At 37.3% G+C, this 23,754-nt stretch carries 24 protein-coding genes, 20 tRNA genes, 1 rRNA gene and 4 riboswitches; of the genes, 42 read left to right on the forward strand and 3 right to left on the reverse strand.

Going from position 1 to position 23,754, the window contains the following annotated elements; genetic code table 11:
* The 23 genes from rrf to ACFVQC_RS08665 form a co-directional block, all read left to right on the forward strand.
* A 5S ribosomal RNA gene (rrf, locus tag ACFVQC_RS08555) occupies positions 1–93 on the forward strand; the annotation flags it as partial.
* A gap of 5 nt (positions 94–98) precedes the next feature.
* A tRNA-Val gene (locus ACFVQC_RS08560) sits at positions 99–174 on the forward strand.
* 8 nt (positions 175–182) lie between these two features.
* Positions 183–266, forward strand: a tRNA-Tyr gene (locus tag ACFVQC_RS08565).
* Between the two features lie 12 nt (positions 267–278).
* Positions 279–353 (forward strand) — tRNA-Gln (locus ACFVQC_RS08570).
* A 4-nt stretch (positions 354–357) separates the two neighbouring features.
* Positions 358–433, forward strand: a tRNA-Lys gene (locus ACFVQC_RS08575).
* 17 nt (positions 434–450) lie between these two features.
* Positions 451–531 (forward strand) — tRNA-Leu (locus ACFVQC_RS08580).
* A 29-nt stretch (positions 532–560) separates the two neighbouring features.
* A tRNA-Gly gene (locus tag ACFVQC_RS08585) sits at positions 561–635 on the forward strand.
* A 16-nt stretch (positions 636–651) separates the two neighbouring features.
* Positions 652–740 (forward strand) — tRNA-Leu (locus ACFVQC_RS08590).
* A 3-nt stretch (positions 741–743) separates the two neighbouring features.
* Positions 744–817, forward strand: a tRNA-Arg gene (locus tag ACFVQC_RS08595).
* A 10-nt stretch (positions 818–827) separates the two neighbouring features.
* Positions 828–901 (forward strand) — tRNA-Pro (locus ACFVQC_RS08600).
* 15 nt (positions 902–916) lie between these two features.
* Positions 917–989, forward strand: a tRNA-Ala gene (locus tag ACFVQC_RS08605).
* A gap of 18 nt (positions 990–1,007) precedes the next feature.
* Positions 1,008–1,100 (forward strand) — tRNA-Ser (locus tag ACFVQC_RS08610).
* Between the two features lie 63 nt (positions 1,101–1,163).
* Positions 1,164–1,256 (forward strand) — tRNA-Ser (locus ACFVQC_RS08615).
* 24 nt (positions 1,257–1,280) lie between these two features.
* A tRNA-Met gene (locus ACFVQC_RS08620) sits at positions 1,281–1,357 on the forward strand.
* Positions 1,358–1,359: 2 nt separating this feature from the next.
* Positions 1,360–1,435 (forward strand) — tRNA-Asp (locus tag ACFVQC_RS08625).
* A gap of 9 nt (positions 1,436–1,444) precedes the next feature.
* Positions 1,445–1,520 (forward strand) — tRNA-Phe (locus ACFVQC_RS08630).
* A 23-nt stretch (positions 1,521–1,543) separates the two neighbouring features.
* Positions 1,544–1,619 (forward strand) — tRNA-Thr (locus ACFVQC_RS08635).
* 3 nt (positions 1,620–1,622) lie between these two features.
* Positions 1,623–1,693 (forward strand) — tRNA-Trp (locus ACFVQC_RS08640).
* Positions 1,694–1,703: 10 nt separating this feature from the next.
* Positions 1,704–1,780 (forward strand) — tRNA-Ile (locus ACFVQC_RS08645).
* 5 nt (positions 1,781–1,785) lie between these two features.
* Positions 1,786–1,860: transfer RNA gene (locus ACFVQC_RS08650), tRNA-Asn, on the forward strand.
* Position 1,861: 1 nt separating this feature from the next.
* Positions 1,862–1,933 (forward strand) — tRNA-Glu (locus ACFVQC_RS08655).
* A 131-nt stretch (positions 1,934–2,064) separates the two neighbouring features.
* A complete protein-coding gene (locus ACFVQC_RS08660; protein ID WP_002125317.1) occupies positions 2,065–2,484 on the forward strand; it encodes a CBS domain-containing protein in 420 nt (139 codons plus the stop codon).
* Between the two features lie 426 nt (positions 2,485–2,910).
* Complete coding sequence (locus ACFVQC_RS08665; RefSeq protein WP_377898159.1) at positions 2,911–4,062, forward strand: DUF3965 domain-containing protein; 1,152 nt, start codon at positions 2,911–2,913, stop codon at positions 4,060–4,062.
* Positions 4,063–4,302: 240 nt separating this feature from the next.
* Here the strand turns inward: ACFVQC_RS08665 and ACFVQC_RS08670 are convergent, their stop codons facing one another.
* Both ACFVQC_RS08670 and ACFVQC_RS08675 read right to left on the reverse strand, forming a co-directional pair.
* Positions 4,303–4,635 carry a hypothetical protein gene (locus ACFVQC_RS08670; protein ID WP_002150506.1) on the reverse strand — a complete coding sequence of 111 codons (333 nt, stop codon included), beginning with the start codon at positions 4,633–4,635 and terminating at the stop codon, positions 4,303–4,305.
* 5 nt (positions 4,636–4,640) lie between these two features.
* Complete coding sequence (locus ACFVQC_RS08675) at positions 4,641–5,801, reverse strand: SH3 domain-containing protein (protein ID WP_377898160.1); 1,161 nt, start codon at positions 5,799–5,801, stop codon at positions 4,641–4,643.
* 259 nt (positions 5,802–6,060) lie between these two features.
* Positions 6,061–6,173: riboswitch (TPP riboswitch) on the forward strand.
* 60 nt (positions 6,174–6,233) lie between these two features.
* A riboswitch (TPP riboswitch) is annotated at positions 6,234–6,337 on the forward strand.
* A gap of 89 nt (positions 6,338–6,426) precedes the next feature.
* On the opposite strand from ACFVQC_RS08675, the gene tenA reads away from it, so the two are divergent.
* From tenA to kdpDN, 18 genes are all read left to right on the forward strand, one after another.
* Positions 6,427–7,122 carry a thiaminase II gene (gene tenA / locus ACFVQC_RS08680; RefSeq protein ID WP_377898161.1) on the forward strand — a complete coding sequence of 232 codons (696 nt, stop codon included), beginning with the start codon at positions 6,427–6,429 and terminating at the stop codon, positions 7,120–7,122.
* The gene (locus ACFVQC_RS08685; RefSeq protein ID WP_016094761.1) at positions 7,091–7,840 is read left to right on the forward strand and encodes an ABC transporter ATP-binding protein; all 750 of its coding nucleotides are present in this window, start codon (positions 7,091–7,093) and stop codon (positions 7,838–7,840) included. The genes tenA and ACFVQC_RS08685 overlap by 32 nt, the downstream gene beginning before the upstream one ends.
* Positions 7,840–8,592 (forward strand): ABC transporter permease, encoded by a 753-nt coding sequence (locus tag ACFVQC_RS08690; protein ID WP_377898654.1) that lies wholly within the window; start codon positions 7,840–7,842, stop codon positions 8,590–8,592. Before ACFVQC_RS08685 ends, ACFVQC_RS08690 begins: the two co-directional genes overlap by 1 nt.
* Positions 8,589–9,590: an ABC transporter substrate-binding protein gene (locus ACFVQC_RS08695; protein ID WP_377898162.1), complete on the forward strand. Its 1,002-nt coding sequence runs from the start codon at positions 8,589–8,591 to the stop codon at positions 9,588–9,590. Before ACFVQC_RS08690 ends, ACFVQC_RS08695 begins: the two co-directional genes overlap by 4 nt.
* Before the next feature lie 10 nt (positions 9,591–9,600).
* On the forward strand, positions 9,601–10,221 hold the full coding sequence (gene tenI, locus ACFVQC_RS08700; protein WP_377893600.1) for a thiazole tautomerase TenI: 621 nt from the start codon (positions 9,601–9,603) through the stop codon (positions 10,219–10,221).
* Entirely contained in the window at positions 10,214–11,323 is a 1,110-nt protein-coding gene (gene thiO, locus ACFVQC_RS08705) for a glycine oxidase ThiO (RefSeq protein WP_377898163.1), read from the forward strand. The genes tenI and thiO overlap by 8 nt, the downstream gene beginning before the upstream one ends.
* Positions 11,324–11,338: 15 nt before the next feature.
* Complete coding sequence (gene thiS, locus ACFVQC_RS08710) at positions 11,339–11,542, forward strand: sulfur carrier protein ThiS (RefSeq protein WP_033718047.1); 204 nt, start codon at positions 11,339–11,341, stop codon at positions 11,540–11,542.
* Between the two features lie 2 nt (positions 11,543–11,544).
* Positions 11,545–12,315: a thiazole synthase gene (gene thiG, locus ACFVQC_RS08715; protein WP_219917195.1), complete on the forward strand. Its 771-nt coding sequence runs from the start codon at positions 11,545–11,547 to the stop codon at positions 12,313–12,315.
* Positions 12,308–13,327: a thiazole biosynthesis adenylyltransferase ThiF gene (locus ACFVQC_RS08720; protein WP_377893593.1), complete on the forward strand. Its 1,020-nt coding sequence runs from the start codon at positions 12,308–12,310 to the stop codon at positions 13,325–13,327. The genes thiG and ACFVQC_RS08720 overlap by 8 nt, the downstream gene beginning before the upstream one ends.
* Before the next feature lie 6 nt (positions 13,328–13,333).
* A complete protein-coding gene (thiD, locus tag ACFVQC_RS08725; RefSeq protein ID WP_377898164.1) occupies positions 13,334–14,155 on the forward strand; it encodes a bifunctional hydroxymethylpyrimidine kinase/phosphomethylpyrimidine kinase in 822 nt (273 codons plus the stop codon).
* A 515-nt stretch (positions 14,156–14,670) separates the two neighbouring features.
* Positions 14,671–14,818, forward strand: a riboswitch (cyclic di-AMP (ydaO/yuaA leader).
* 93 nt (positions 14,819–14,911) lie between these two features.
* Positions 14,912–15,298 carry a hypothetical protein gene (locus ACFVQC_RS08730; RefSeq protein WP_377893589.1) on the forward strand — a complete coding sequence of 129 codons (387 nt, stop codon included), beginning with the start codon at positions 14,912–14,914 and terminating at the stop codon, positions 15,296–15,298.
* Positions 15,299–15,314: 16 nt separating this feature from the next.
* On the forward strand, positions 15,315–15,545 hold the full coding sequence (locus ACFVQC_RS08735; RefSeq protein WP_033706424.1) for a hypothetical protein: 231 nt from the start codon (positions 15,315–15,317) through the stop codon (positions 15,543–15,545).
* Between the two features lie 312 nt (positions 15,546–15,857).
* A riboswitch (cyclic di-AMP (ydaO/yuaA leader) is annotated at positions 15,858–16,003 on the forward strand.
* 94 nt (positions 16,004–16,097) lie between these two features.
* Positions 16,098–16,202 (forward strand): SipW-dependent-type signal peptide-containing protein, encoded by a 105-nt coding sequence (locus tag ACFVQC_RS08740; protein WP_000887888.1) that lies wholly within the window; start codon positions 16,098–16,100, stop codon positions 16,200–16,202.
* On the forward strand, positions 16,199–16,279 hold the full coding sequence (gene kdpF / locus ACFVQC_RS08745; protein WP_000972378.1) for a K(+)-transporting ATPase subunit F: 81 nt from the start codon (positions 16,199–16,201) through the stop codon (positions 16,277–16,279). The genes ACFVQC_RS08740 and kdpF overlap by 4 nt, the downstream gene beginning before the upstream one ends.
* A 19-nt stretch (positions 16,280–16,298) precedes the next feature.
* Positions 16,299–17,966, forward strand: coding sequence for a potassium-transporting ATPase subunit KdpA (gene kdpA, locus ACFVQC_RS08750; RefSeq protein WP_377893587.1), 1,668 nt, complete (start codon positions 16,299–16,301; stop codon positions 17,964–17,966).
* 13 nt (positions 17,967–17,979) lie between these two features.
* Positions 17,980–20,070: a potassium-transporting ATPase subunit KdpB gene (gene kdpB, locus ACFVQC_RS08755; RefSeq protein ID WP_377893586.1), complete on the forward strand. Its 2,091-nt coding sequence runs from the start codon at positions 17,980–17,982 to the stop codon at positions 20,068–20,070.
* Between the two features lie 17 nt (positions 20,071–20,087).
* Positions 20,088–20,669: a K(+)-transporting ATPase subunit C gene (gene kdpC, locus ACFVQC_RS08760; RefSeq protein ID WP_002063856.1), complete on the forward strand. Its 582-nt coding sequence runs from the start codon at positions 20,088–20,090 to the stop codon at positions 20,667–20,669.
* Positions 20,670–20,725: 56 nt separating this feature from the next.
* Positions 20,726–21,880: a KdpD-like non-kinase potassium sensor gene (kdpDN, locus tag ACFVQC_RS08765; protein WP_377893584.1), complete on the forward strand. Its 1,155-nt coding sequence runs from the start codon at positions 20,726–20,728 to the stop codon at positions 21,878–21,880.
* Positions 21,881–21,904: 24 nt separating this feature from the next.
* On the opposite strand, the gene ACFVQC_RS08770 is transcribed toward kdpDN, so the two are convergent.
* Positions 21,905–23,086 carry an MFS transporter gene (locus ACFVQC_RS08770; RefSeq protein ID WP_377893582.1) on the reverse strand — a complete coding sequence of 394 codons (1,182 nt, stop codon included), beginning with the start codon at positions 23,084–23,086 and terminating at the stop codon, positions 21,905–21,907.
* 140 nt (positions 23,087–23,226) lie between these two features.
* Here ACFVQC_RS08770 and ACFVQC_RS08775 point away from each other — a divergent pair, with 140 nt between their 5' ends.
* Positions 23,227–23,688, forward strand: coding sequence for a MarR family transcriptional regulator (locus ACFVQC_RS08775; protein WP_377893581.1), 462 nt, complete (start codon positions 23,227–23,229; stop codon positions 23,686–23,688).
* Positions 23,689–23,754 lie beyond the last annotated feature (66 nt).

Here is a 23,754-nt window from a genome sequence, read left to right on the forward strand (position 1 = left end):
CACACCCGTTCCCATACCGAACACGGAAGTTAAGCTCTCTAGCGCCGATGGTAGTTGGGACCTTGTCCCTGTGAGAGTAGGACGTTGCCAGGCAAAATGGAGGATTAGCTCAGCTGGGAGAGCACCTGCCTTACAAGCAGGGGGTCGGCGGTTCGATCCCGTCATCCTCCACCATATATGTCGGAGGGGTAGCGAAGTGGCTAAACGCGGCGGACTGTAAATCCGCTCCTTTGGGTTCGGCAGTTCGAATCTGCCCCCCTCCACCATTTCTTAATTATTGGGCTATAGCCAAGCGGTAAGGCAACGGACTTTGACTCCGTCATGCGCTGGTTCGAATCCAGCTAGCCCAGCCATTAAGAGCCATTAGCTCAGTTGGTAGAGCATCTGACTTTTAATCAGAGGGTCGAAGGTTCGAATCCTTCATGGCTCACCATTTTCTTGAAAAAATATGCGGGTGTGGCGGAATTGGCAGACGCACCAGACTTAGGATCTGGCGCCTTTGGCGTGGGGGTTCGACTCCCTTCACCCGCACTTTTAATAAAATATCTCATACATGTCTTGCGGAAGTAGTTCAGTGGTAGAATACAACCTTGCCAAGGTTGGGGTCGCGGGTTCGAATCCCGTCTTCCGCTCCAATTTTCAATATGACATGCCGGGGTGGCGGAACAGGCAGACGCACAGGACTTAAAATCCTGCGGTGGGTGACCACCGTGCGGGTTCGACCCCCGCCCTCGGCACCATATGCGCCCGTAGCTCAATTGGATAGAGCGTTTGACTACGGATCAAGAGGTTAGGGGTTCGACTCCTCTCGGGCGCGCTTTTATTAACGGGAAGTGGCTCAGCTTGGTAGAGCACCTGGTTTGGGACCAGGGGGTCGCAGGTTCAAATCCTGTCTTCCCGATTTTCCAAAAAACATGGGGCCTTAGCTCAGCTGGGAGAGCGCCTGCCTTGCACGCAGGAGGTCAGCGGTTCGATCCCGCTAGGCTCCACTTTATTTTTTATATGTCGGAGGTATACCCAAGTTCGGCTGAAGGGATCGGTCTTGAAAACCGACAGGCGGCGAGAGTCGCGCGGGGGTTCGAATCCCTCTACCTCCTCCATTTTTTTAAAAAAGTGGTTTAGTTACATATAAAAATGAATAAGATATTAATTTTTTCCTTCATGGAGGTATACCCAAGTTCGGCTGAAGGGATCGGTCTTGAAAACCGACAGGCGGCGAGAGTCGCGCGGGGGTTCGAATCCCTCTACCTCCTCCATTTATTTTTAAAACATAATATCGTCGCGGGGTGGAGCAGTACGGTAGCTCGTCGGGCTCATAACCCGAAGGTCGCAGGTTCAAATCCTGTCCCCGCAACCAATGGTCCCGTGGTGTAGTGGTTAACATGCCTGCCTGTCACGCAGGAGATCGCCGGTTCGACCCCGGTCGGGACCGCCATTTTATGTTGGCTCGGTAGCTCAGTCGGTAGAGCAGAGGACTGAAAATCCTCGTGTCGGCGGTTCGATTCCGTCCCGAGCCACCATTTTTTTATTTTTTTTTATTTATGCCGGCTTAGCTCAATTGGTAGAGCAACTGACTTGTAATCAGTAGGTTGGGGGTTCAAGTCCTCTAGCCGGCACCATTTAGGGGCATAGTTTAAAGGTAGAACTGAGGTCTCCAAAACCTCCAGTGTGGGTTCAATTCCTACTGCCCCTGTAAATTATATGGGCCTATAGCTCAGCTGGTTAGAGCGCACGCCTGATAAGCGTGAGGTCGATGGTTCGAGTCCATTTAGGCCCACCATATATTCCGCAGTAGCTCAGTGGTAGAGCTATCGGCTGTTAACCGATCGGTCGTAGGTTCGAGTCCTACCTGCGGAGCCATGGCCCGTTGGTCAAGTGGTTAAGACACCGCCCTTTCACGGCGGTAACACGGGTTCGAATCCCGTACGGGTCATAAAAAAAGAGTCAGCATATTGCTGACTCTTTTTTATTATGTATAAGCCTCTTTTTATCACCTTATTTTCCTCAAATAAATAAAGGGATTTAGGAAAAGCTATGGTATGTATTAAAAGGAGGAGATGAAAAATGACACAAGTTAGAGAACTTATGAGTACTCATATCGTACATTGTACACCATTAGACAATGTATATGAGGCGGCTGTAAAAATGAAGGAAGAATCGGTTGGATTGATTCCTGTTATTGAAAATAAACAAGTTGTTGGGCTTGTTACTGATCGAGACTTAGTTGTTCGTGGGATTGCTGAAAAACATCCTGGATCTAATCAAATTACAAATGTAATGACAACAAACATTGTTTCAGTTTCTCCAGATGATTCTATTGAAAAAGCTACAGAATTAATGGCACAATATCAAATTAGACGGTTACCGGTAGTTGAGAGCGGTCAACTCGTTGGGATGCTAGCACTAGGTGATTTAGCTATAAGAAAATCAGCAGATGATCAAGCAGGGTTTGCTTTAAGTGAAATCTCGGAGCATACGGAATAAATTATGTATAAAGATCAGATACATCATTCTAGTATATATGGATTAAACTAATATGTTAGCGTGATGTATCTAGGGCATTATATAATAAGTATAGAGTCAATATTTTTGACAGTTTTTTTAAATTTGTCATTCCTAATTTTTAATAAGAGAAAAAATGATATACTGAGAGATATAAGTATTATGATAGATTTTGAATATAACAATATTTATCATTAATGATGTAATAATGAATTAATATTTCCTACGTAGATAAAGTGAAACTTTAATTATTGGGGGAGGTTGTCCATCCCCCAATAATTATTAGTTGAACCAATCGGGCTTTTATGGGCAGTTTTATCTCCCACCTAACTTCCTCGCATTCGCAGAATTTTGAGGTGGGAGTCTTACTGTCTGAAAATAGCGGGATAAAAAGGGAAGGGGAATTATATGAGGGCTGTACAGGGCGATCCAAATTGGAATTTGGTTACAGATACATATATAGAACCAAATAATTTCGCTGAGTTATTTTCTTTGCTTGTACCTTGTCATCCAAAAGGTGAAGGGAAAGAGCGAACTATATTAGTATGGAAAGAAAAAGAATTTTATAAAGAAGAAAATTTAGCGGCATTTATCGTATATGGCATGAATAAAGTAAAGAATTTACCGCAGTTTCATAAAGATGGAATTCCAACTCTAGTACGTATTCTTCGTTTATGTCAAGAGATTGGTTGGTATGAAGAGGCAAATGCTTTTATGATAACCCAAGGGCTAGATGAATTTGTCCAAACTTCATTGGAGTATGAAACATGGGATCTTTTGACGAAAGCAGTTGCTTTAAACTATTTAATTATTAAATATCGTATTGGTGAATTAACAGCTGAGGATGTAGAAATTTGGGATCGAGTTAAATTTAATGAGAAATGTATAACCGATTGCAAACATCTATTATCTCATAAAGAAGTATTGGAATTTACATTCTTTTATATATGTAAGCGAGCGAAAACACTATCAAAAGAGCAATTAAATGGTGATATGATGAGTCTAGCAATGCATTGTAATACTTTTGTGTATGATTTATATACACATGATTTATTACGAAAGTATCGTAAGTGTACAGACTTCCTATCATATTATGGACCTAGTCAAGCAGTTTTAGCTTGTCAAAGAGCTGTACTTTCACAAATTTCTGATCGATTAGACCCTTTAAAGACAACTCATGTAGATGATTATTTATATGTGATGAAAGAAATGATGGAGCATATGACGATAGGGGTAATGGATCGGTATGGTCATTTTATTGGAAAGTTACTATCATATGTACCATTTTTCGAAATGATCCAAGTTCCACAGCATGCATATTATTGTGAAGAATTACTGTATATTTGTAAGGGAATTGAATACAAAGAAGAACTACTACGCAATTATATATTTATACAATTACATGATTGTTTACCATCATTCTTTAAACTATTTCTTAAAAATAAGCGTTATGCAACGATTCATGATATTCTTTTCTATTGGTGCGACGATGAACAAAGAATGAGCTTAGAGAAAAAATATAATCTTAGTTTTATTTATGAAAAATATGCTTGTGGATAAACCGTATTTTACATATTAAAAATTAATATAAATTAAAAAGGATCTCAAGTTTATGTGAGATCCTTTTTTGTTAGTAAAACAAGGAGAAAGTAACTAAGATAAGAAATAACATTCCATAAAGGAGAAATTGTGAAGTATAACTTCCTTGTATACCAAAAAAAGTATTCATTTTTTCATATAAATTCAATATATATTTCATTGGATTATCTTTGAAAGATTGGTACACAGTGTCTCCTCTTTCTAAGCTTCTTGTTCATGTTTTTGGTTATTAGGAACATTAACGTATCTAGCTAGGAATAATAAAACACCTATAAAGAATACAGGAAGTACAGTAGATAAATAAAAACCATTACTAATTATATTTGTTATAAGAGCACTCAAAAGAAAAATTGCATTATAAATATGGGCAATTTTTTGTTTTAGCCGCATTTGTAATGCTTCCATAATGATTTCTAAAGCAACAAAAGCAATAATAATAGATAAAAATACAGTGTTCGTATTATAAATGATTAAACAACAGATTAAACCTAAAAAGGCCAGGTATTCAATAAAGAGAGGTATATTGCGTGGCATATAATTTACCTAACTAAATATGGCAGTGGGTTTACTGCATTTGTTTTTTCAAAATTCCATTCCCCATTATGTAATTCAAAATGAAGATGTTGCCCGTATGAATGACCTGTATTTCCCATATGACCTACTAATTGTCCAGTTTGTACTTGATCACCAGCTTGTACAGTACGATCCTTCATATGAGCATAAACTGTTGTATATAATTTCCCATTTATTTGATGGGTGATGAACACGACATTGCCGTAGCTAGCCGAATAATAAGATTTCACAACCTTACCCGCAGCAGCAGCTTGAATAGAGACATTTCCTTGTGCTGCTATATCTATACCATAATGCATTTGCTCCCAGCGCATATCAAAAGTGGAGCTGATTTTTCCTTGAGTAGGGAATTTGAAAACTGCTGGAATTGATGCAGGTTGAGCTGTTTTAGCTTGTGCTTGATTTTGATTTTGCACTACATAGTGTTTTGCTACATATCCGTATCCTGTGCCAAAACGAATTTTATACCAAGTACCTACCGTTTCTACTACTTGTACTTGTGTACCATTTTGTAATGAGCCAAGTAGAGTGCCACTTGTGCTAGCATTGCTACGTACATTTAATTTTGGTGTTGCAACAGTATAAGAAGGAGAACCTTGTACAGTTACACCTTTTACTAGAGGTGTGGATCCATTAGATACAAATGTTTTTTGGACGTAACCAATTTGCCCGTTATGTAATATTTTGTACCAATCTCCTTGTTCACCTTGAATGGTAATGAATTGACCATTTGGTAATATATCTAGAATAGAAGACTCTGTATTAGGTTCAGAACGAACGTTTAATGCGTTTGCATTTACGATATATTGATTCTTTGGTTGAACATTTTTTTTGAATAGAATTGCATCTTTTTTCATATAGCCTGTTTTGTTGTTAACAGATACTTTATACCAATCTTGAGTTGTCTCAAGAATAGTAACAGGGCTATTAAATCGAATGTTATCAATTATTGCACTGTCTGCATGGTTATTTTGATGTAGTGCAACGTTATCAATTTTTACATATCCAGTTTTTACTGTAGATGGTTGCTTAGCAGCTGCTGTTTGTATATCGGATTCTCCCATAGAAGGAAGTAAAGAAGCAATTGCGATAGTAGTTGCTGTTAAAGCTGTAGCTTTCATATTCATGTAATAAAGACCTCCTCTAGTTGTATAGTTGTAATTTTATTATAGTATAAAGATATAATATAGTGGGTGTATTCACATAAATGTAATATGAAATCAATATAAATAATGTTAGAAGAGAGGTTCATATATAAATATTGTATATATCATTTGTGGGGTCGCATTTATATTTGTTTAACACGTTAATATTTAATTCGCAATTAAGAAAATTAAAACAGTTGATGATGTCTTATAGCGGTGTTATACTGACAGTGATAATTTTATAGTTTGCTAGGAGGGCTGGTGTTGCCAGCTGAGAGTAAGACCTTAAGTCTTTGATCCTTTTTATTACCTGATCTAGATTATGCTAGCGTAGGGAAGCAATTCGGACACTAACAATGAGTCCCCGTTTCTTTGCGTATAGAAACGGGGCTTTTTTATTTAAAAATTTCATATTAACACCACTAGGGGTGCTTTTCGTGCTGAGAGAGGAATAATCCTTAACCCTTACAACACCTGATCTAGATAATACTAGCGAAGGGAAGTGGAACAACGAATAAATTATAATTTTATTTGCTGTAACCACTTCTTATATACAGAAGTGGTTTTTTTATTGAGATAAATAGATATATAGGAAGGGGAATTATTAATGAAATTTTGTGAAAGATTATTTGATACGGTGCAGCCTGTTTGGAAGAAAAGTCATAATCATCCGTTTGTAGTAGGTATGGGGGATGGTACGTTGGAAAAAGACAAATTCCAGTACTATATTATTCAAGATTATTTATATTTGTTAGATTATGCAAAGCTATATGCAATTGGGGTTGTAAAGGCAACGAATCCACAAGTTATGGCAAAATTTGCAGAGCAAATTGATGGGATTTTAAATGGTGAAATGACGATTCATAAACAGTATGCAAAAAGACTTGGCATTTCTGCACAAGAGATGGAATCTGCGAAACCATCTGCTAAAAATTTAGCCTATACAAATTACATGATGTCTGTATCTCAAAATGGCACACTTGCAGAATTAATATCAGCTTTACTTCCATGTATGTGGAGTTATTGGGAGATTGGAAAGCGTTTAAATGATATTCCTGGAGCAGGAGATCATGAGTTCTTTGGAGAGTGGATTCAAGGATATAGTTCTGAAGAATACGGTAACCTTTGTATTTGGTTAATAGATTTATTAAATGAAATGGCAGTTGGAAAGTCAGAGAAAGAGCTAGACCGATTAGAGGAGATTTTCTTATATTCCAGCCGATTTGAATATTTATTCTGGGATATGGCTTATCGTAAGGAGATGTGGGGTTTTGAGGAGCAAGAACATACTACAGTTTCATAATGTTTCCTTTCATTATGATGAGAAACCAATCATCAGTGAATTAAATGCTTCTATACAAGATAAAGAGTTTGTAAGTATTATCGGACCGAGTGGATGCGGGAAAAGTACTTTATTTCGCCTTATTACAGGCTTAGAAGAGGCAAGTACTGGACAGATAGAGCTGACAGAAACAAAGAGTCATCCTGTAGGGTATATGCCCCAAAGAGATATGCTCTTGCCGTGGAGGACGATTATTGAAAATGCGGCCCTGCCGCTAGAGTGCCAAGGAGTGCAGAAGAAAGAAGCGCAAGTAAAAGCGAAAGAACTGTTACATAAATTTGGTTTACAAGGGTACGAGAAAAAATATCCGAAAGATTTATCTGGCGGTATGAGGCAACGCGTATCTTTTATCCGAACTTTATTAACAGGCGGGGAGATATTATTGTTAGATGAACCTTTTAGTGCATTGGACGCTTTAACGAAGGCATCTTTGCAAGAATGGTTGTTTGAACAATGGAAAGAGTGGGAAAAAACAATTTTATTTATCACTCATGATGTTGAAGAAGCACTGTTTCTTTCTAATCGAATTTTGGTTGTAGAAAATCAACCGATAGCAACTTTAACTGAGCGAATTGTGCCGCTTGATCGTAACCGAACAAGAAAAGATTTATATAAGCCTGAAGTGTTAGCGCTTAAAGAAGATCTCCTTAGTATGTTACAAAGGCAGGTACTCGTATGATGAATCGCTTGAAGGAGCTATTACCTGCCCTCATATTAAGTGGAATTTTACTTGCTCTGTGGGAAGTAGGAGCAAGAATTGTAGATGAGATGTACATTTTGCCATCACCGTCTGCAATTGTAATGAAGATATGGGTGCTGAAAGATATATTATTTACGGTTCATTTACCTGCAACGTTGTACGTCGTTTTAATAGGCGTTGTTATTTCTATCGTACTGGGCGTAGGGCTAGCAATGTTAATGAATGCGAGTACGTGGATGGAAAGAGCATTTTATCCATTATTAGTAGCTTCTCAAACAATCCCGATTACAGCACTTGCGCCACTATTTGTTTTATGGTTTGGATATACCATTTGGAGCAAGGTTGTTGTTACAGTTTTAATTACGTTTTTCCCAATTGCGGTAAATACGTATGATGGACTGCGTAGTACGAAGAAAGAATGGGAGGAGCTCTTAGTTACGTACGGTGCAACAAAAAAAGATATTTTTCTAAAGCTAAAGTTGCCATCTGCTCTTCCTTACTTTTTCTCAGCGTTAAAAATTGCCGTTCCGCTTAGTGTTATCGGGGCAGCAATTGGAGAATGGCTAGGTGCACAAGCTGGGCTTGGATATTTCAGTAAAAGAATGATGACGCAGTTAGACGGAGCTGGTGTGTTTGCACCAATTGTATTGTTATCATTATTAGCTATTTTCTTCGTCATACTTGTTTCGATATTAGAAAAGAAATTTATTAGTTGGAGGAAACATTCATGAAATTATTAAAACGCATCTTTGTGTTTACGTTATTAGTTGCAATGATTGCAGGATGTTCGAGTAATTCAGCATCAGATAAGAGTAAAAAAGAAAAAGAAATAACGGTCATGCTTGATTGGTACCCGAATGCGGTACATAGCTTTATTTATACGGCAATTGAAAAAGGATACTTTAAAGAAGAAGGAGTAAAGGTGAATATTAAATTCCCTTCTAATCCGACTGATCCATTAACGCTAGCGGCAGCAGGGAAAGTGACAGTTGGTTTGTATTATCAGCCAGATGTTGTTATGGCCAGAGCAAATGAACAAATTCCAGTGAAATCAATTGGAGCTGTCGTACGTTCCCCATTAAATCATGTTGTATCGCTGAAATCGGCAGGTATTCAATCACCGAAAGATTTAGAAGGAAAAACAGTTGGATATTCTGGAACTCCTTTAAGTGAAGCATATTTAAAAACGATGATAAAAAAAGATGGTGGTAATCCAGATACAGTAAAAGTAGTTGATGTTGGATTTGATTTAGTACCAGCGTTAATTACGAAAAAAGTAGATGCTGTAACAGGAGCATACATTAACCATGAAGTACCTGTTATGCGTCATGAGGGACATGAACCAGCATACTTTAATCCAGCTGATTACGGAGTACCGAACTATCATGAGCTTGTGTTTGTAACGGGTGATAAAACGTTGAAAAAAGATAAAGAAGCATTGCAAGCCTTTTTACGTGGTGCGAAAAAAGGATATGATTTCATGAAGAAAAATCCGGATGAAGCATTAAATATTTTATTAAATCATCAAGAAAAAGAAAACTTCCCGCTAGTACCAGAAGTTGAAAAAGAAAGTATGAAAATTTTATTAGAGAAGATGGAAACGAAAGATGAGCCATTCTTATCAGATTCAAAAGAGTCATGGGAGAAGCAAAATAAATGGCTGAAAGAAAAAGGAATGACGAAAGAAATTGTTCCAGCCGATGAATTATTCGAAAACATTTTAAAGTAGGCGAATGAATATGAAAAATGAGCTCCATGTAATCTCAAATGGTCACATGCCATTCGAAGAGTTAGTGAATGTAGCGATGCAAATTGAGAGTGAGATTGATTATTTGCATATTCGTGAGCGTGAGAAAAGTACGAAGGAATTGTATGAAGGTGTGGAAAGTCTTTTGGGTAAAGGCTTTCCGGCATCAAAGATAGTGATAAATGATCGAATTGATATTGCTATTCTATTAAATATTCCGCGTGTGCAGCTAGGATATCGAAGCGCAGATGTAAGGTCAGTGAAAGAAAAGTTTTCTTATTTGCATGTTGGTTATTCAGTACATTTTCTAGATGAAGCGATAGTGGCATTTAAAAATGGAGCGGATTCCCTCGTTTACGGTCATGTATTTCCAACGACTTGTAAAAAGGATGTACCAGCAAGAGGATTAGAAGAAATTGCTCATATGGCAAGGTGCTTATCCATACCAATAACTGCAATTGGTGGAATCACTCCTGAAAATACAGGTGATGTTCTTGCAAATGGTGTAAGTGGCATTGCTGTTATGTCCGGGATTATAAGCAGTAGTAATCCGCATAGCAAGGCGAAATCTTATAAGGAATCAATAAGAAAGTGGGCGGAAAAACATGTGTAAGAAGTACGATGTAGCGATTATTGGCGGAGGTGTAATTGGTAGTTCAGTTGCACACTTTCTAGCAGAAAGAGGGCATAAAGTAGCGATTGTAGAGAAGCAAAGAATCGCATCTGAAGCTTCGAAAGCAGCTGCTGGTTTACTCGGTGTTCAGGCAGAGTGGGATGAATATGATCCGCTGTTTGAACTTGCTAGAGAAAGCCGTGCTATATTTCCACAACTTGCAGAAGTTTTACGTGAAAAGACAGGCATCGATATTGGGTATGAGGAAAAAGGCATTTATCGCATTGCCCAAAATGAAGATGAGAAGGAAAGAATTCTTCATATTATGGATTGGCAACAGAAAACAGGTGAAGATTCCTATTTTCTAACGGGGGACCATTTACGGGAAAAAGAGCCGTTTCTATCCGAGTCAATTATAGGAGCGGTATATTATCCGAAAGATGGTCACGTTATTGCGCCAGAGCTTACGAAAGCATTCGCACATTCCGCGGCATTTTCTGGAGCTGACATATATGAACAAACAGAAGTGTTTGATATTCGTATTGAGAATAATAAAGTGACTGGGATTGTTACGAGTGAAGGTGTAATCACATGCGAAAAAGTCGTTATCGCTGGAGGGTCATGGAGTACGAAATTACTACATTATTTCCATAGTGATTGGGGTACATATCCTGTTAAGGGAGAGGTTGTTGCAGTAAGAAGCAGGAAACCGCTCTTGAAAGCTCCTATTTTCCAAGAGCGGTTTTATATTACGCCGAAGCGCGGTGGCCGTTATGTGATTGGGGCAACGATGAAGCCTCATACGTTCAATAAATCTGTACAACCAGAAAGTATTACTTCCATATTAGAGCGTGCTTATACGATATTGCCTGCTTTAAAAGAAGCAGAGTGGGAAAGTACATGGGCTGGATTAAGGCCACAATCGAATCATGAAGCTCCTTATATGGGAGAGCATGAAGAAATAAAAGGTTTATATGCTTGTACTGGACATTATCGAAACGGTATTTTATTAAGTCCTGTTTCTGGTCAGTATATGGCTGATTTAATAGAAGGAAAGCAGGAGAATCATCTGCTAGATTCATTGCTTTCTAAATCGGTTTAGAAAGGGGATGGAAGTTTGAATTTGAAAATTAATGGTAATCAAATTGAAGTACCAGTGAGTGTGAAAACAGTAGCTGAGCTACTTACACATTTAGAATTAGATAACAGAATTGTTGTAGTAGAGCGTAATAAAGATATTTTACAAAAAGATGATCATAAAGATACATCAGTTTTTGATGGAGACCAAATTGAGATTGTAACTTTCGTAGGAGGCGGTTGATTATGTTAAACATTGGACCATTTTCATTTCATTCTAGACTTTTATTAGGAACAGGGAAATTCTCTGATTTTGATGTACAGCAAAAAGCAATTGACGTTTCTGAGGCTGAAATTTTAACGTTCGCAGTACGTCGCATGGATATATTTGATGCGAAGCAACCTAATTTATTAGAGAAACTTGATGTGAAAAAATATACGTTATTACCAAATACAGCAGGAGCAAAAAATGCTGAAGAAGCTGTTCGAATTGCGAAATTAGCAAAAGCTTCTGGACTTTGTGACATGATAAAAGTAGAAGTTATTGGTGATGATAGAACGTTATTACCTGATCCGGTAGAAACGTTAAAAGCATCTGAAATGTTACTTGAAGAAGGATTTATCGTTCTACCGTACACATCTGATGATGTTGTATTAGCGCGTAAATTACAAGAACTTGGCGTGCATGCCATTATGCCAGGTGCATCACCGATTGGTTCAGGGCTTGGTATTGTAAATCCATTAAATTTAAGCTTCATTATTGAACAAGCGACAGTACCTGTTATCGTTGATGCCGGTATTGGTAGCCCAGCTGATGCGGCATTTGCAATGGAATTAGGAGCAGATGGCGTGTTATTAAATACAGCAGTATCTGGTGCGAAAGATCCTATTAAAATGGCATCCGCGATGAAATTAGGTATTGAAGCAGGCCGATTAGGCTTTGAAGCGGGTCGTATTGCGCGCAAACGTTGTGCGACAGCGAGTAGTCCTTTAGAAGGAATGAGCGTAGTTGAATAATCGATATTCTCGCCAAGAATTATTTTCTCCAATTGGAGAAGAAGGACAACAAAAGATAGGAGAAAAGCATGTACTCATTATTGGTGCGGGTGCACTAGGTAGTGCAAATGCAGAGATGTTTGTAAGAGCAGGCGTTGGTAAGGTGACAATTGTTGACCGCGATTATGTAGATTGGAGTAATTTACAAAGGCAGCAATTGTATGCAGAGTGTGATGTAGAGAATAACCTTCCGAAGGCTGTAGCGGCAAAGAAGCGTCTGGAAGAGGTTAATAGTGAAGTAAGAGTAGAAGCTCTCGTTCAAGATGTAACGGCTGAAGAATTAGAAGAACTCGTTACAAACGTTGATGTAATCATCGATGCGACTGATAATTTCGAAACGCGTTTCATTGTGAACGATATATCGCAAAAATATTCTATTCCATGGGTTTACGGGGCATGTGTAGGAAGTTACGGCCTTTCTTACACAATTCTTCCTAGTAAAACGCCATGTTTATCATGTTTATTACAATCGATTCCGCTTGGCGGAGCGACATGTGATACAGCGGGGATTATATCACCTGCTGTATCTCTTGTCGTTTCTCATCAAGTAACGGAAACACTTAAACTGTTAGTAGAAGATTATGAATCGCTTCGAGATGGACTTGTATCATTTGATGTATGGAAAAATGAATATTCATGTATGAACGTGCAAAAACTTCGTAAACATAATTGTCTATCGTGCGGTGAGAATGCGTTATATCCATATTTAAATAAAGAAAACACATCGAAAACAGCAGTTTTATGCGGGAGAAATACAGTTCAAATTAGACCACCTTATAAAGAGGAAATGAATTTTGAACAATATAAAAAACTGCTGAATGACCGTGTGAATGATTTGAATGTAAATCCATACTTACTATCGTTTTCAGTTGAAGGAAAGAGATTAGTTGCCTTTAAAGATGGCCGTGTACTTGTACATGGAACGAAAGATATCAGCGAAGCAAAGACGATTTATCATCGCTATTTTGGATAGAAAAGGATGAGTGAGATGGAAGTGAATAAAGCTTTAACAATTGCAGGATCTGACAGCGGAGGCGGTGCTGGAATTCAAGCAGATTTAAAAACATTCCAAGAGCTTGGTGTGTATGGCATGACGGCTATTACAGCAATTACTGCTCAAAATACGCTTGGCGTTCAAGGGGTATATCCTGTTTCTTTAGAAGGAATTACGGAACAGCTGAATTCAATTGGTACGGATTTAACGCCAGATGCTGTGAAACTAGGGATGCTATTTAGCAGTGAAATTATTCAAATTGTCGCAGAACATATTAAGAAATTTGGCTGGAATAATATTGTGCTAGATCCTGTTATGATTGCTAAGGGCGGGGCATCATTATTACAACAAGAAGCAGTGCAAGCATTAAAAGAATATTTATTGCCACTAGCAACGGTTGTAACACCGAATGTTCCTGAAGCAGAAGTGTTAACTGGGATGGAGATTCATAATATAGAAGATAGTAAAAAAGCTGCAGAAGTGTTGCACGAATTAGGTGCTAAATATGTGCTTATGAAGGGCGGACATGCAGAATATCAAGGGAATGAAGTAATTGATTTACTCTTTGATGGAGAAGAGTTTATTGAATTTAGAAGTGAACGAATTCCTTCGAAGCAAACGCACGGAAGTGGCTGCACATTTGCTTCAGCAGTTACAGCTGGACTTGCAAAAGGATACTCAATTGAAGAGGCAGTTCAAGAGGCAAAACGATTTATTAGTATAGCAATTGAAGAGCCATTGAATATTGGTAGTGGCCATGGACCGACGAATCATTTTGCTTATAAAGTGAATAAGACACATGCATAAGTGAAAATTTAACCAGTGGGGCTATATCCCCACTGGTTATTAATGTTAATGATTAATAGGGGTTTAATATATGCTAGCAAATGTGATTGGTTCTTCTTGTTTAAATGCGTCCTTTAGATGAGTAAAGTATATAAAAGATGTGATGAGATTAATATTAAATATATAAAATAGGGAATCATAGCTTTCTTATTTTTACTTAAGTATTTACTATAAATTAATAACAAACAAGAAATTAAAAAAATGATTTCTAATGTAGTACGGAATTCAGTATAACCAGGAATAATAACTATAATCGCTAGAATGAATAGCAACGAATTACCTAGAATATTTATTATTTTGATAAAATTATTCTTTGTATCCTCGATCATATACCATCCTCTTTTCACTTTTAGTTTTTAATCATTTTTTTATTTAGTATTATTACAATACGACTAATGAAAATCCCTATTGAATACAAAAATTTTTATTGTTTACTTTTTCCAAATACAGGAGTAATATATCAGCCAGAATACATTTCTTGTAATACGCTGAGTCCAATTGTATGGAGCGGAGGAACCAATTTGTGCGTCGTCACTAGGGGTGAATCTTTCAATGTTGAAAGTAGGGCTACTCTCAAAGTCCGAATCCGACAGCTAACTTCGTAAGCGTCTTGAGAGAGGACGGTGCCATGATGGATATATCACTTCGTCGGTCTGATTAGTATAGGAGAATATCAATCTGTGTTGGAGTTCTTTTATGCTAAGGAGGATGAGGTACATGGAATTAACGCTTATTTGTGTTGGAGAAGAAAATAAGGTAAAGAGTTTAAGAGAGCTAGTAGCAGTTCAGCATGAGTTAATTATTTTTACAGCAAATGAAGAGCTAGCAGCTCAAGTTAGAAATTGTGGATTTGATTCGACTTATAGCTGTAATAAGGAGCAGGATTTTACTAGTATTTGCGAGCGGATTAAGAAAGTAATTTTATTAGGAGATGAGCTTCCGATAGTTAGCTTTTTCACAGAACGCATTCGTTTTTCTTTTCAAGCGCCTATTACTGTTGTTACAAAGAATAAACGCTATCCAGCCAGGCTCTATGAAACAATTGGAGCTAAATTTGTAGTGTTTACGAACTGTGATAATATTTCTTTTTTATTTTTTGAATAGGGCGGGGGAAACGAAGATGAGGGTATTGTTACTAGGAGATATTGCGAATCGTTGGGTGGTATCGGTAGAGCGAGTTCAAGAATTGGTAGTGCTCGATCCTATTTTTCCAAGGCCATATATAATATTGCCATCGAAAGATGCTTTATATTTAAAAACGGATATTATCGAATATGAGCAGCTACATGCAGAACTGTCACAAGTTTATATTCGGGGGAGAAATTTACGTGCATTTTTGCGTGGAGAATAAAGTGAAACTTTAATCAGTGGGAGTCTTACTGCTCACAAATAGCGGGATAAAGGTTGAATGAAAAAAGAGCGAATACTGAGTGCAACAAGCTATGCACTTCATGTAGTTCGCTCTTTTTATTTCATATTTAAAAGATCATTTTTATGAAAAAGAAAGAAAAGACAAGGAAATAGATGGAATTATATGAATAACACTTAATGTAAGCGTTTAAACAGCGGGATATTTTCTTATTTTCAGTAATTTGCCTCTTTACAAGTTAAATATAGAGGAGTATATTTACTCTCATAAATCATTCATGAAATTTCCAAAAAAAACCTAAAATCGCTGAGTTCCAGAAATGGAGCGGGGGAACCAATTTTGTGCATCGTCACTTGGGGTGAATCTTTCAGTTTTGAAAGTAGGGCTACTCTTTAGGCCCGAATCCGACAGCTAACCTCGTAAGCGTTTAGAGAGGAGGTTTACTTTGTGTAGTTCGTTTCGAACACTAAGTAGAGCTTAGTGTTCTTTTTTTGATGATTAGATGGAAAATTTTAACAGAAGAGAGGGGTAGTTATGTTAGATGTTGTAATGATCGGGATTTTTGTTGGGTTAGTCGCATCGATGGCAAGTCTTGCAAGTTGGTCAGATAAAGTTGTGAAAGAAGGGAAGCAATCATGATGATTGCCTTATCGGTTATTGTTGCAGCGATTACGGTGTACTTAGTATACGCATTATTAAATCCAGAAAAGTTTTAATTAGGGGGAATCATTCATTATGATTTGGGTTGCAGTCGTTATTACAATGCTCTTGTTTATTCTAGTAGCAAAGCCAATGGGGATTTATTTAGAGAAAGCCTTTCAAGGTAGCAAGAAGCTAGATAAAGTATTCGGGCCTTTTGAAAAACTTATTTTTAAAATTACGGGTGTAAAAGCATACAATCAAACGTGGAAGCAATACGCATTATCATTAATTTTGTTAAACGGATTTATGATTATCGTTGTTTATTTCATTTTCAGATTACAAGGTGTGCTGCCGCTAAATCCAGCGCATATTGCAGGGATGGAGCCTACGCTCGCTTTTAATACAGCAATTAGTTTTATGGCTGATACAAATTTGCAGCATTATAGCGGTGAAAATGGTTTATCTTATTTATCACAATTAATCGCCATTACGTTTTTAATGTTTGCAGCACCAGCAACGACGTTAGCGATTGTTATGGCATTTATAAGAGGGCTTGCTGGAAAAGAACTTGGGAACTTCTTCGTTGATTTTACGAGAGCTTTAACGAGAGTTTTTCTTCCAATCGCATTTGTTGCGGCGTTAGCCTTTGTCGCACTCGGTGTACCACAAACGTTAGACGGGGCAGTTACAGCACATACGATTGAAGGTGCAAAGCAAAGTATATTACGTGGACCAGTTGCATCATTCGTTTCAATTAAGGAACTTGGGAATAATGGTGGTGGTTTCTTCGGAGCAAACTCAGCGCATCCATTTGAAAATCCAGGACAAATTAGTAATATTTTGCAAATGATGCTTATGATGTTATTACCAACAGCACTTCCATTTACGTACGGAAGAATGGTAGGAAATAAAAAGCAAGGACGTATCCTTTTTGTATCACTGTTCATGGTCTTTTTACTAGGATTTATAACGATTACGACATCCGAATTACATGGAAATCCAGTATTGAACCAAACGGGTATCCAGCATGTGCAAGGAAGCACAGAAGGAAAAGAAGTACGATTCGGAACCGTATTTTCTTCACTTTACGCGACAGTAACGACAGCTGCTGAAACAGGAGCGGTTGATACGATGCATGATACGTTAACACCAATTGGCGGTTTAGTTCCACTCGTAAATATGATGTTGAATACAGTATATGGCGGCGTTGGAGCAGGCTTTATCAATATTATCATGTATGCAATTATTGCAGTCTTTATATCAGGATTAATGGTCGGACGGACGCCAGAGTTTTTAGGTAAAAAGATTGAAGGTAAGGAAATGAAATTAATTGCGGTAACGATATTATTCCATCCGTTGCTTATTTTAGGATTTTCAGCATTAGCTCTTTCAACAAGTTTAGGAACAGATGCCATTTCTCATTCCGGTTTTCACGGTTTAACGCAAGTTGTATATGAATACACATCGTCAGCTGCGAATAACGGGTCTGGATTTGAAGGTTTAGGGGATAATACGCCGTTTTGGAATATTACGACTGGTTTAGTTATGTTTTTAGGACGTTATTTCAGCTTAATTACGATGCTAGCTGTTTCTGCTTCACTGAAGGAGAAAACGGTCGTACCAGAAACAGTCGGAACATTCCGTACGGATAATAGTTTATTTGGTGGCATCTTCATCGGAACGATTGTAATTGTCGGTGCGTTAACATTCTTCCCGATGTTAGTATTAGGTCCAATTGCAGAATTTCTTACATTGAAGTAATGGAGGGTAAATGATGAGACCGGTAGTAGTAAAAGAAAAACAAGTGAACGAGTCACAAATACATGTTATAGAAGATGAGGTTAGACAAGCGAAAACGTTGGATCGTGATATCGTGACGCATGCGATGAAACAATCCTTTGCGAAATTGAATCCGAAAGTAATGATAAAAAATCCTATTATGTTCATTGTGGAAATTGGATTTATAATAACGTTACTTTTATCCTTTCTTCCAAGTAGTTCGAGTAGCGTACCAGGATGGTTTAATATAACAGTTTCTCTCATTCTATTATTTACAGTTTTATTTGCTAACTTTGCAGAAGCGTTAGCTGAAGGTCGTGGTAAAGCGCAAGCCGATTCTTTAAAACAATCGAAAAAAGATGTATTTGCAAATGTTGTAAAAGAAAATGGAGACATTGTTCAAGTTTCAGCAACTGATCTGAGAAAAGGTGACATTGTTATTGTAAAACAAGGAGAAATGATTCCAAATGATGGTGAAGTAATTAAAGGATTAGCGTCTGTAGATGAATCTGCAATAACAGGAGAATCTGCTCCTGTTATAAAAGAAGCAGGTGGCGATTTTTGTTCCGTAACAGGCGGTACGATGGTCGTAAGTGATGAGATTACAATTGTGATTACGAGTAACCCAGGTGAATCATTTATCGATAAAATGATTTCTTTAGTAGAAGGAGCTGCTCGTCAAAAAACGCCGAATGAGATTGCTTTAAATACAGTATTAACGAGTTTAACTCTTATTTTCTTAATAGTTGTTGTGACGTTGCCGATTTTTACAAATTATTTAGGGTTTCAAATTGATACAGCTGTACTTGTAGCGTTGTTAGTTTGTTTAATTCCGACGACAATTGGTGGGTTATTATCAGCGATTGGTATTGCTGGGATGGACCGTGTGACAAAATTTAATGTGCTAGCAATGTCAGGGAAAGCAGTAGAAGCTGCGGGTGATATTAATACAATTATTTTAGATAAAACGGGTACGATTACTTTCGGAAACCGGATGGCACATACACTGCTTCCTGTAGGAAATGAAACGATTGAGCAAGTAGGAAAATGGGCTGCGATTAGCTCAGTTTTAGATGAAACACCAGAAGGTCGATCAGTTATAGAATATGTACAAACGAAATCTATATCATATAATAGAGAAATTGCAGAACAAGGTGAATTTGTTCCATTTAAAGCAGAAACGAGAATGAGTGGTGTTGATTTACAGGACGGAACGAAAGTGAGAAAAGGTGCTGTTAGTGCAGTTATTGAATGGGTTCAATCGCAAGGCGGAACAATTCCGAAAGATGTGAATCAAAAAGCAGATTTAATCTCAAAAGAGGGCGGGACACCGCTTGTAGTTGCAGTAGATGATCGTATTTATGGTTTGATTTATTTAAAGGATACAGTAAAACCTGGTATGCGTGAACGTTTTGAACAATTGCGCCAAATGGGGATTAAAACGGTTATGTGTACTGGTGATAATCCGTTAACAGCAGCAACAATTGCAAAAGAAGCAGGGGTAGATGAATTCGTTGCCGAGTGTAAACCGGAGGATAAAATTGCGGTTATTAAAGCAGAGCAAGATAAAGGGAAACTTGTAGCGATGACAGGTGATGGTACAAATGATGCTCCGGCATTAGCGCAAGCTGACGTTGGATTAGCGATGAATAGTGGTACGACAGCTGCGAAAGAAGCAGCGAATATGATTGATTTAGATTCGAATCCAACGAAAATTATTGAGGTTGTAGGAATCGGTAAGCAATTGTTAATGACACGAGGTGCGTTAACGACGTTTAGTATTGCGAATGATATTGCAAAATATTTTGCAATCATTCCAGCAATGTTTACACTTGCGATTCCGCAAATGGAAGCATTAAACATTATGAAATTAACATCACCGCTTTCAGCAATCTTATCAGCATTAATATTTAATGCAGTTATTATTCCGTTACTCATTCCGTTAGCGATGAAAGGTATTGCGTATAAACCGATGAGTTCTAATGCACTACTTAGTCGAAACTTATTCATTTACGGGCTTGGCGGAGTGATCGTTCCGTTCATTGGAATTAAAGTAATTGATATGATTGTCGGCTTGTTCATATAAGGAAGAGGGGAAAAAAGATGGCGAAAAAACAAAGTATACTTTCACCAATTATTCGTATTACTTTTACATTTCTAGTCTTGTGTGGACTTGTATACCCGCTTATTGTAACTGGTATTGCGCAAGCGGTAATGAAGGATAATGCGGATGGAAGTCTTATATATAATGATAAGGATGAAGTAGTTGGTTCAAAATTAATCGGTCAAAATTTCACAGATCCACGTTATTTTCATGGACGTGTCTCTAGTATAGAATATAAAGCAGAAGCATCTGGTTCAAATAACTATGCACCGTCTGATCCAGAATTAGCAAAACGAGTTGAGAAAAGTATTGAAGACTGGAAGAAACAAAACAGGGCCGTTCCAGTTACAGAAGTACCGATAGATTTAGTGACGAATTCGGGTTCAGGGCTTGATCCTGACATTAGTCCAAAAGCGGCTTCTGTGCAGGTAGATCGCATCTCGAAATTAACGAATATTCCGAAAGAAAAGCTGGATCAATTGATTAAGGATCAAACAGAAGGTGCTGCACTTGGCTTGTTTGGAGAAGATCGCGTGAACGTTTTAAAGTTAAATTTAGAATTACAGAAATTAATGAAATAGTAACAGTGCTACCTCAATCTAACGGATTGAGGTAGTGTTGTTTCGAAAGAAAGGTTGTGAGTGTTTTGTATGCGGATGACTATAAACCGACGTTTCAAAGGCGAACACCAGAAGAGTATTTAGAATACATTCGTCAACAAAATCGTGGGAAGTTAAAGCTATATGTAGGAGCGGCTCCAGGAGTAGGAAAAAGTTATAAGATGCTCTATGATGCTAGAGAAATGAAAAAGGATGGTATTGATATTGTAATTGGTTTAATTGAAACACATGGGAGGGAAGAGACAGAAGAAGCGATTGCTGATTTAGAAAAAGTCCCTTTAAAAGAAATACAGTATAAAGGAAAGTTATTTTGTGAGCTTGATGTGGAAGGAATTATAAAGCGTGCACCGCAAGTAGTTGTAGTGGATGAACTCGCGCATAGTAATATTCCTGGATCTAAAAATAAGAAACGTTATATGGATGTACAAGAATTATTAGAAGCAGGCATATCCGTATTATCAGCATTTAATATTCAACATTTAGAAAGTGTTCATGACATTGTAGCTCAAATTACGAATGTAAAAGTAAGAGAGCGTATTCCAGATTTTATTTTGCAAAAAGCAAATGAAATTCAACTCGTTGATGCAACGCCCGAGGTACTCCGGAAGAGATTAATAGATGGAAAGATATATAAGGAAGAAAAAATAGAGCAAAGCTTACAAAATTTCTTCACACTCAATAATTTAGGGGCACTCAGAGAGTTATCGCTTCGTGAAGTGGCAGATGATATGGATGAGAAAATTAGTCAAACAGTTACAGAACCAATTGGGGTGAAAGAAAAAATTCTCGTTTGTGTACAATACAGTTCAACAGCGGAGAAGTTGATACGAAGAGGTTGGCGTATGGCTGACCGGTTAAACGCTGAATTGTATGTCTTAAACGTTGAGAGGGAAAATATAGATTCTCTTTCAGCAGGGAAAAAGCAAACAATTGAAGAGTGGAAGTCGCTAACGAATCAATTTGATGCGAGTTTTGTATTAGAAGAAGCGAAAGGAAGAAAACCGGCGGATGTTATTATTGAAGTTGCCCAGAGACTACAAGTAACACAAGTTTTACTCGGGCAATCGGCGAGAACACGGTGGGAGGAAATACGAAAAGGTTCTATTGTAAATGAAATTATGAGACAAACGAAGTATATTGATATTCATATTGTTGCTGATCAAAGAGCTTAAAATAGAGCCGACCTTTCGGGGGCTCTATTTTGCTTTGTGTGCGGTAGGGGAGCGTAGCATTTTCATCGCATATAAGATTACGAGTAGAAACATAATTGCTCCTATGAAGAAAATCCAAAAATAATTTTGGTTAAATAAAAGAAATCCACTTATAATAGGTCCAGCACCCATACCGAGATAGCGAATGAAGTTGTACATACCGATAGCAGTTGCACGTTCTTGTACGAATTCTTCCGTTAATAAAGTAGTGTGAGTTGGCATAGAAAGTCCCATACTAAAACCGTATAAAGATGTAACGATAATTATGAATGGGATATTGATGCTATATGTGAAAGAGAATAAAGTGACACATATAATATTGAAGAAACTAGTGATGAATAAAGCTTGCTTTGTTGTGAGCCGTTTTTGCAAAAATTTGTAGCAATAACTTCCTAACATAATAGAAAGGGACATCGGTACAAACATAAGACCAATTTCACCTGCGTGTAGATAAAATATCTTTGTTAATATGCTAGGCAAAAAAACGAGGAAGCAGAAATACATACAAAATTGAATAAAGCCAATAAGAGCAATGGAAGATCCAGTTTTATTTTTTAAGATAAGCCAGTAATTCTTTTTTGTTTTAGGTTGCTCAATTACATTTGGTTTTGTTTCTGGAAGTAGTGAAATGTTTATAATTAATAAGAGAATGCCAAGTATAGATAAAAACAGAAATACGGATAAGTGACCATTTATACTGCCGAGATAACCACCTATGAGAGGGCCGAGAGCAGGTGCGAGAGCAAGTAACATTTGATAAAGGCTCATCGCTTCTCCACGTTCTTTTCCTTCAAATAAATCACCGATAATCGTTGCTGCAACTATAGGTATAGCCGCTATTCCTATAGCTTGAACAGCTCTAAAGAATAGAAATAAGTAAATGTTTGGTGAGAAAGCACAACCGATTGAACCAATTGTACTAATGATTAAACTAGGGATAAGGACAGATTTTCTTCCTATTGTATCAATTAAAGGTCCATAGATGAGCTGCATAATCGCAAGAACGAATGTGAAAAGTGAAACGGTTAAATTTACGAGATAAAGAGAAGTATGAAATGAATTTTGAATCATCGGTAAAATAGGTGTGTAAATATTTTGAGAAAAGGAACCGAGTAAAGCACTAATACAGACAACATATAAAATGAAATTTAGTTTGGATTTTTTCATTATGTTAACCTCCTTGTCATTTGGTTTCCTAGGAAACTAAATTTATTTTAACATGATTTTCTCACTTGTAAAGATGGAGAAATGATTTTAAAATGGTATATAGTTAAATTGTTTCTTCGGAAACTTAGGAGGCGGGCGGATTGGAACGTACAGCGAAACAAATGGAAATAATTTCGGATATTCGTACACTTTTTCATAAAAAAGAAGAACATATGAAAGAAAATAATGAGAAGTTTCTTCGTGAAACAGGTGTAAGTGGTATGTCTTTATCTGAGTTACATGTTATCGAGTGTATCGGACAAAATGGTCTTATGAATGTAACGGCTATTACGACAGAAATGGGAATGACGAAGGGTGCAATCTCTAAAATTTGTACAAAGTTGTTTCAAAAGCAATTCGTTGAGAAGATGCAAATGTTAGATAATCAAAAAGAAATTTTCTTCCGCTTAACGGAAAGAGGAAATGAAATATATAAAGCTCATGAAAAGTTGCATAAACAAGCTGAAGAAAAGTGGCTGTTACTTTTAGATGGATATACGAAAGAAGAGCAAAATTTTATTCAAAGGTTTATAAAGGATGTCTCCGATCATTTGGAAATATAATTGGAAGAAAAAATCTCTTTTTTCAAGCCTTTTGAATATAATTTCTGAAAGAACTCATATATAATA

It is taken from the genome of Bacillus sp. NPDC057893, from assembly GCF_042796455.1.
In the GTDB taxonomy this organism is placed as follows: domain Bacteria; phylum Bacillota; class Bacilli; order Bacillales; family Bacillaceae_G; genus Bacillus_A.

Coding starts and splice junctions, on each gene's coding strand:
- kdpC (WP_002063856.1), top strand. CDS start 20,088: ATGGCGAAAAAACAAAGTATACTTTCACCAATTATTCGTATTACTTTT.
- ACFVQC_RS08690 (WP_377898654.1), top strand. CDS start 7,840: ATGAATCGCTTGAAGGAGCTATTACCTGCCCTCATATTAAGTGGAATT.
- thiO (WP_377898163.1), top strand. CDS start 10,214: ATGTGTAAGAAGTACGATGTAGCGATTATTGGCGGAGGTGTAATTGGT.
- kdpA (WP_377893587.1), top strand. CDS start 16,299: ATGATTTGGGTTGCAGTCGTTATTACAATGCTCTTGTTTATTCTAGTA.
- ACFVQC_RS08665 (WP_377898159.1), top strand. CDS start 2,911: ATGAGGGCTGTACAGGGCGATCCAAATTGGAATTTGGTTACAGATACA.
- tenI (WP_377893600.1), top strand. CDS start 9,601: ATGAAAAATGAGCTCCATGTAATCTCAAATGGTCACATGCCATTCGAA.
- ACFVQC_RS08740 (WP_000887888.1), top strand. CDS start 16,098: ATGTTAGATGTTGTAATGATCGGGATTTTTGTTGGGTTAGTCGCATCG.
- kdpB (WP_377893586.1), top strand. CDS start 17,980: ATGAGACCGGTAGTAGTAAAAGAAAAACAAGTGAACGAGTCACAAATA.
- tenA (WP_377898161.1), top strand. CDS start 6,427: ATGAAATTTTGTGAAAGATTATTTGATACGGTGCAGCCTGTTTGGAAG.
- thiG (WP_219917195.1), top strand. CDS start 11,545: ATGTTAAACATTGGACCATTTTCATTTCATTCTAGACTTTTATTAGGA.
- ACFVQC_RS08675 (WP_377898160.1), bottom strand. CDS start 5,801: ATGAATATGAAAGCTACAGCTTTAACAGCAACTACTATCGCAATTGCT.
- ACFVQC_RS08770 (WP_377893582.1), bottom strand. CDS start 23,086: ATGAAAAAATCCAAACTAAATTTCATTTTATATGTTGTCTGTATTAGT.
- thiD (WP_377898164.1), top strand. CDS start 13,334: ATGAGTGAGATGGAAGTGAATAAAGCTTTAACAATTGCAGGATCTGAC.
- ACFVQC_RS08670 (WP_002150506.1), bottom strand. CDS start 4,635: ATGCCACGCAATATACCTCTCTTTATTGAATACCTGGCCTTTTTAGGT.
- ACFVQC_RS08735 (WP_033706424.1), top strand. CDS start 15,315: ATGAGGGTATTGTTACTAGGAGATATTGCGAATCGTTGGGTGGTATCG.
- ACFVQC_RS08660 (WP_002125317.1), top strand. CDS start 2,065: ATGACACAAGTTAGAGAACTTATGAGTACTCATATCGTACATTGTACA.
- ACFVQC_RS08730 (WP_377893589.1), top strand. CDS start 14,912: ATGGAATTAACGCTTATTTGTGTTGGAGAAGAAAATAAGGTAAAGAGT.
- kdpF (WP_000972378.1), top strand. CDS start 16,199: ATGATGATTGCCTTATCGGTTATTGTTGCAGCGATTACGGTGTACTTA.
- ACFVQC_RS08695 (WP_377898162.1), top strand. CDS start 8,589: ATGAAATTATTAAAACGCATCTTTGTGTTTACGTTATTAGTTGCAATG.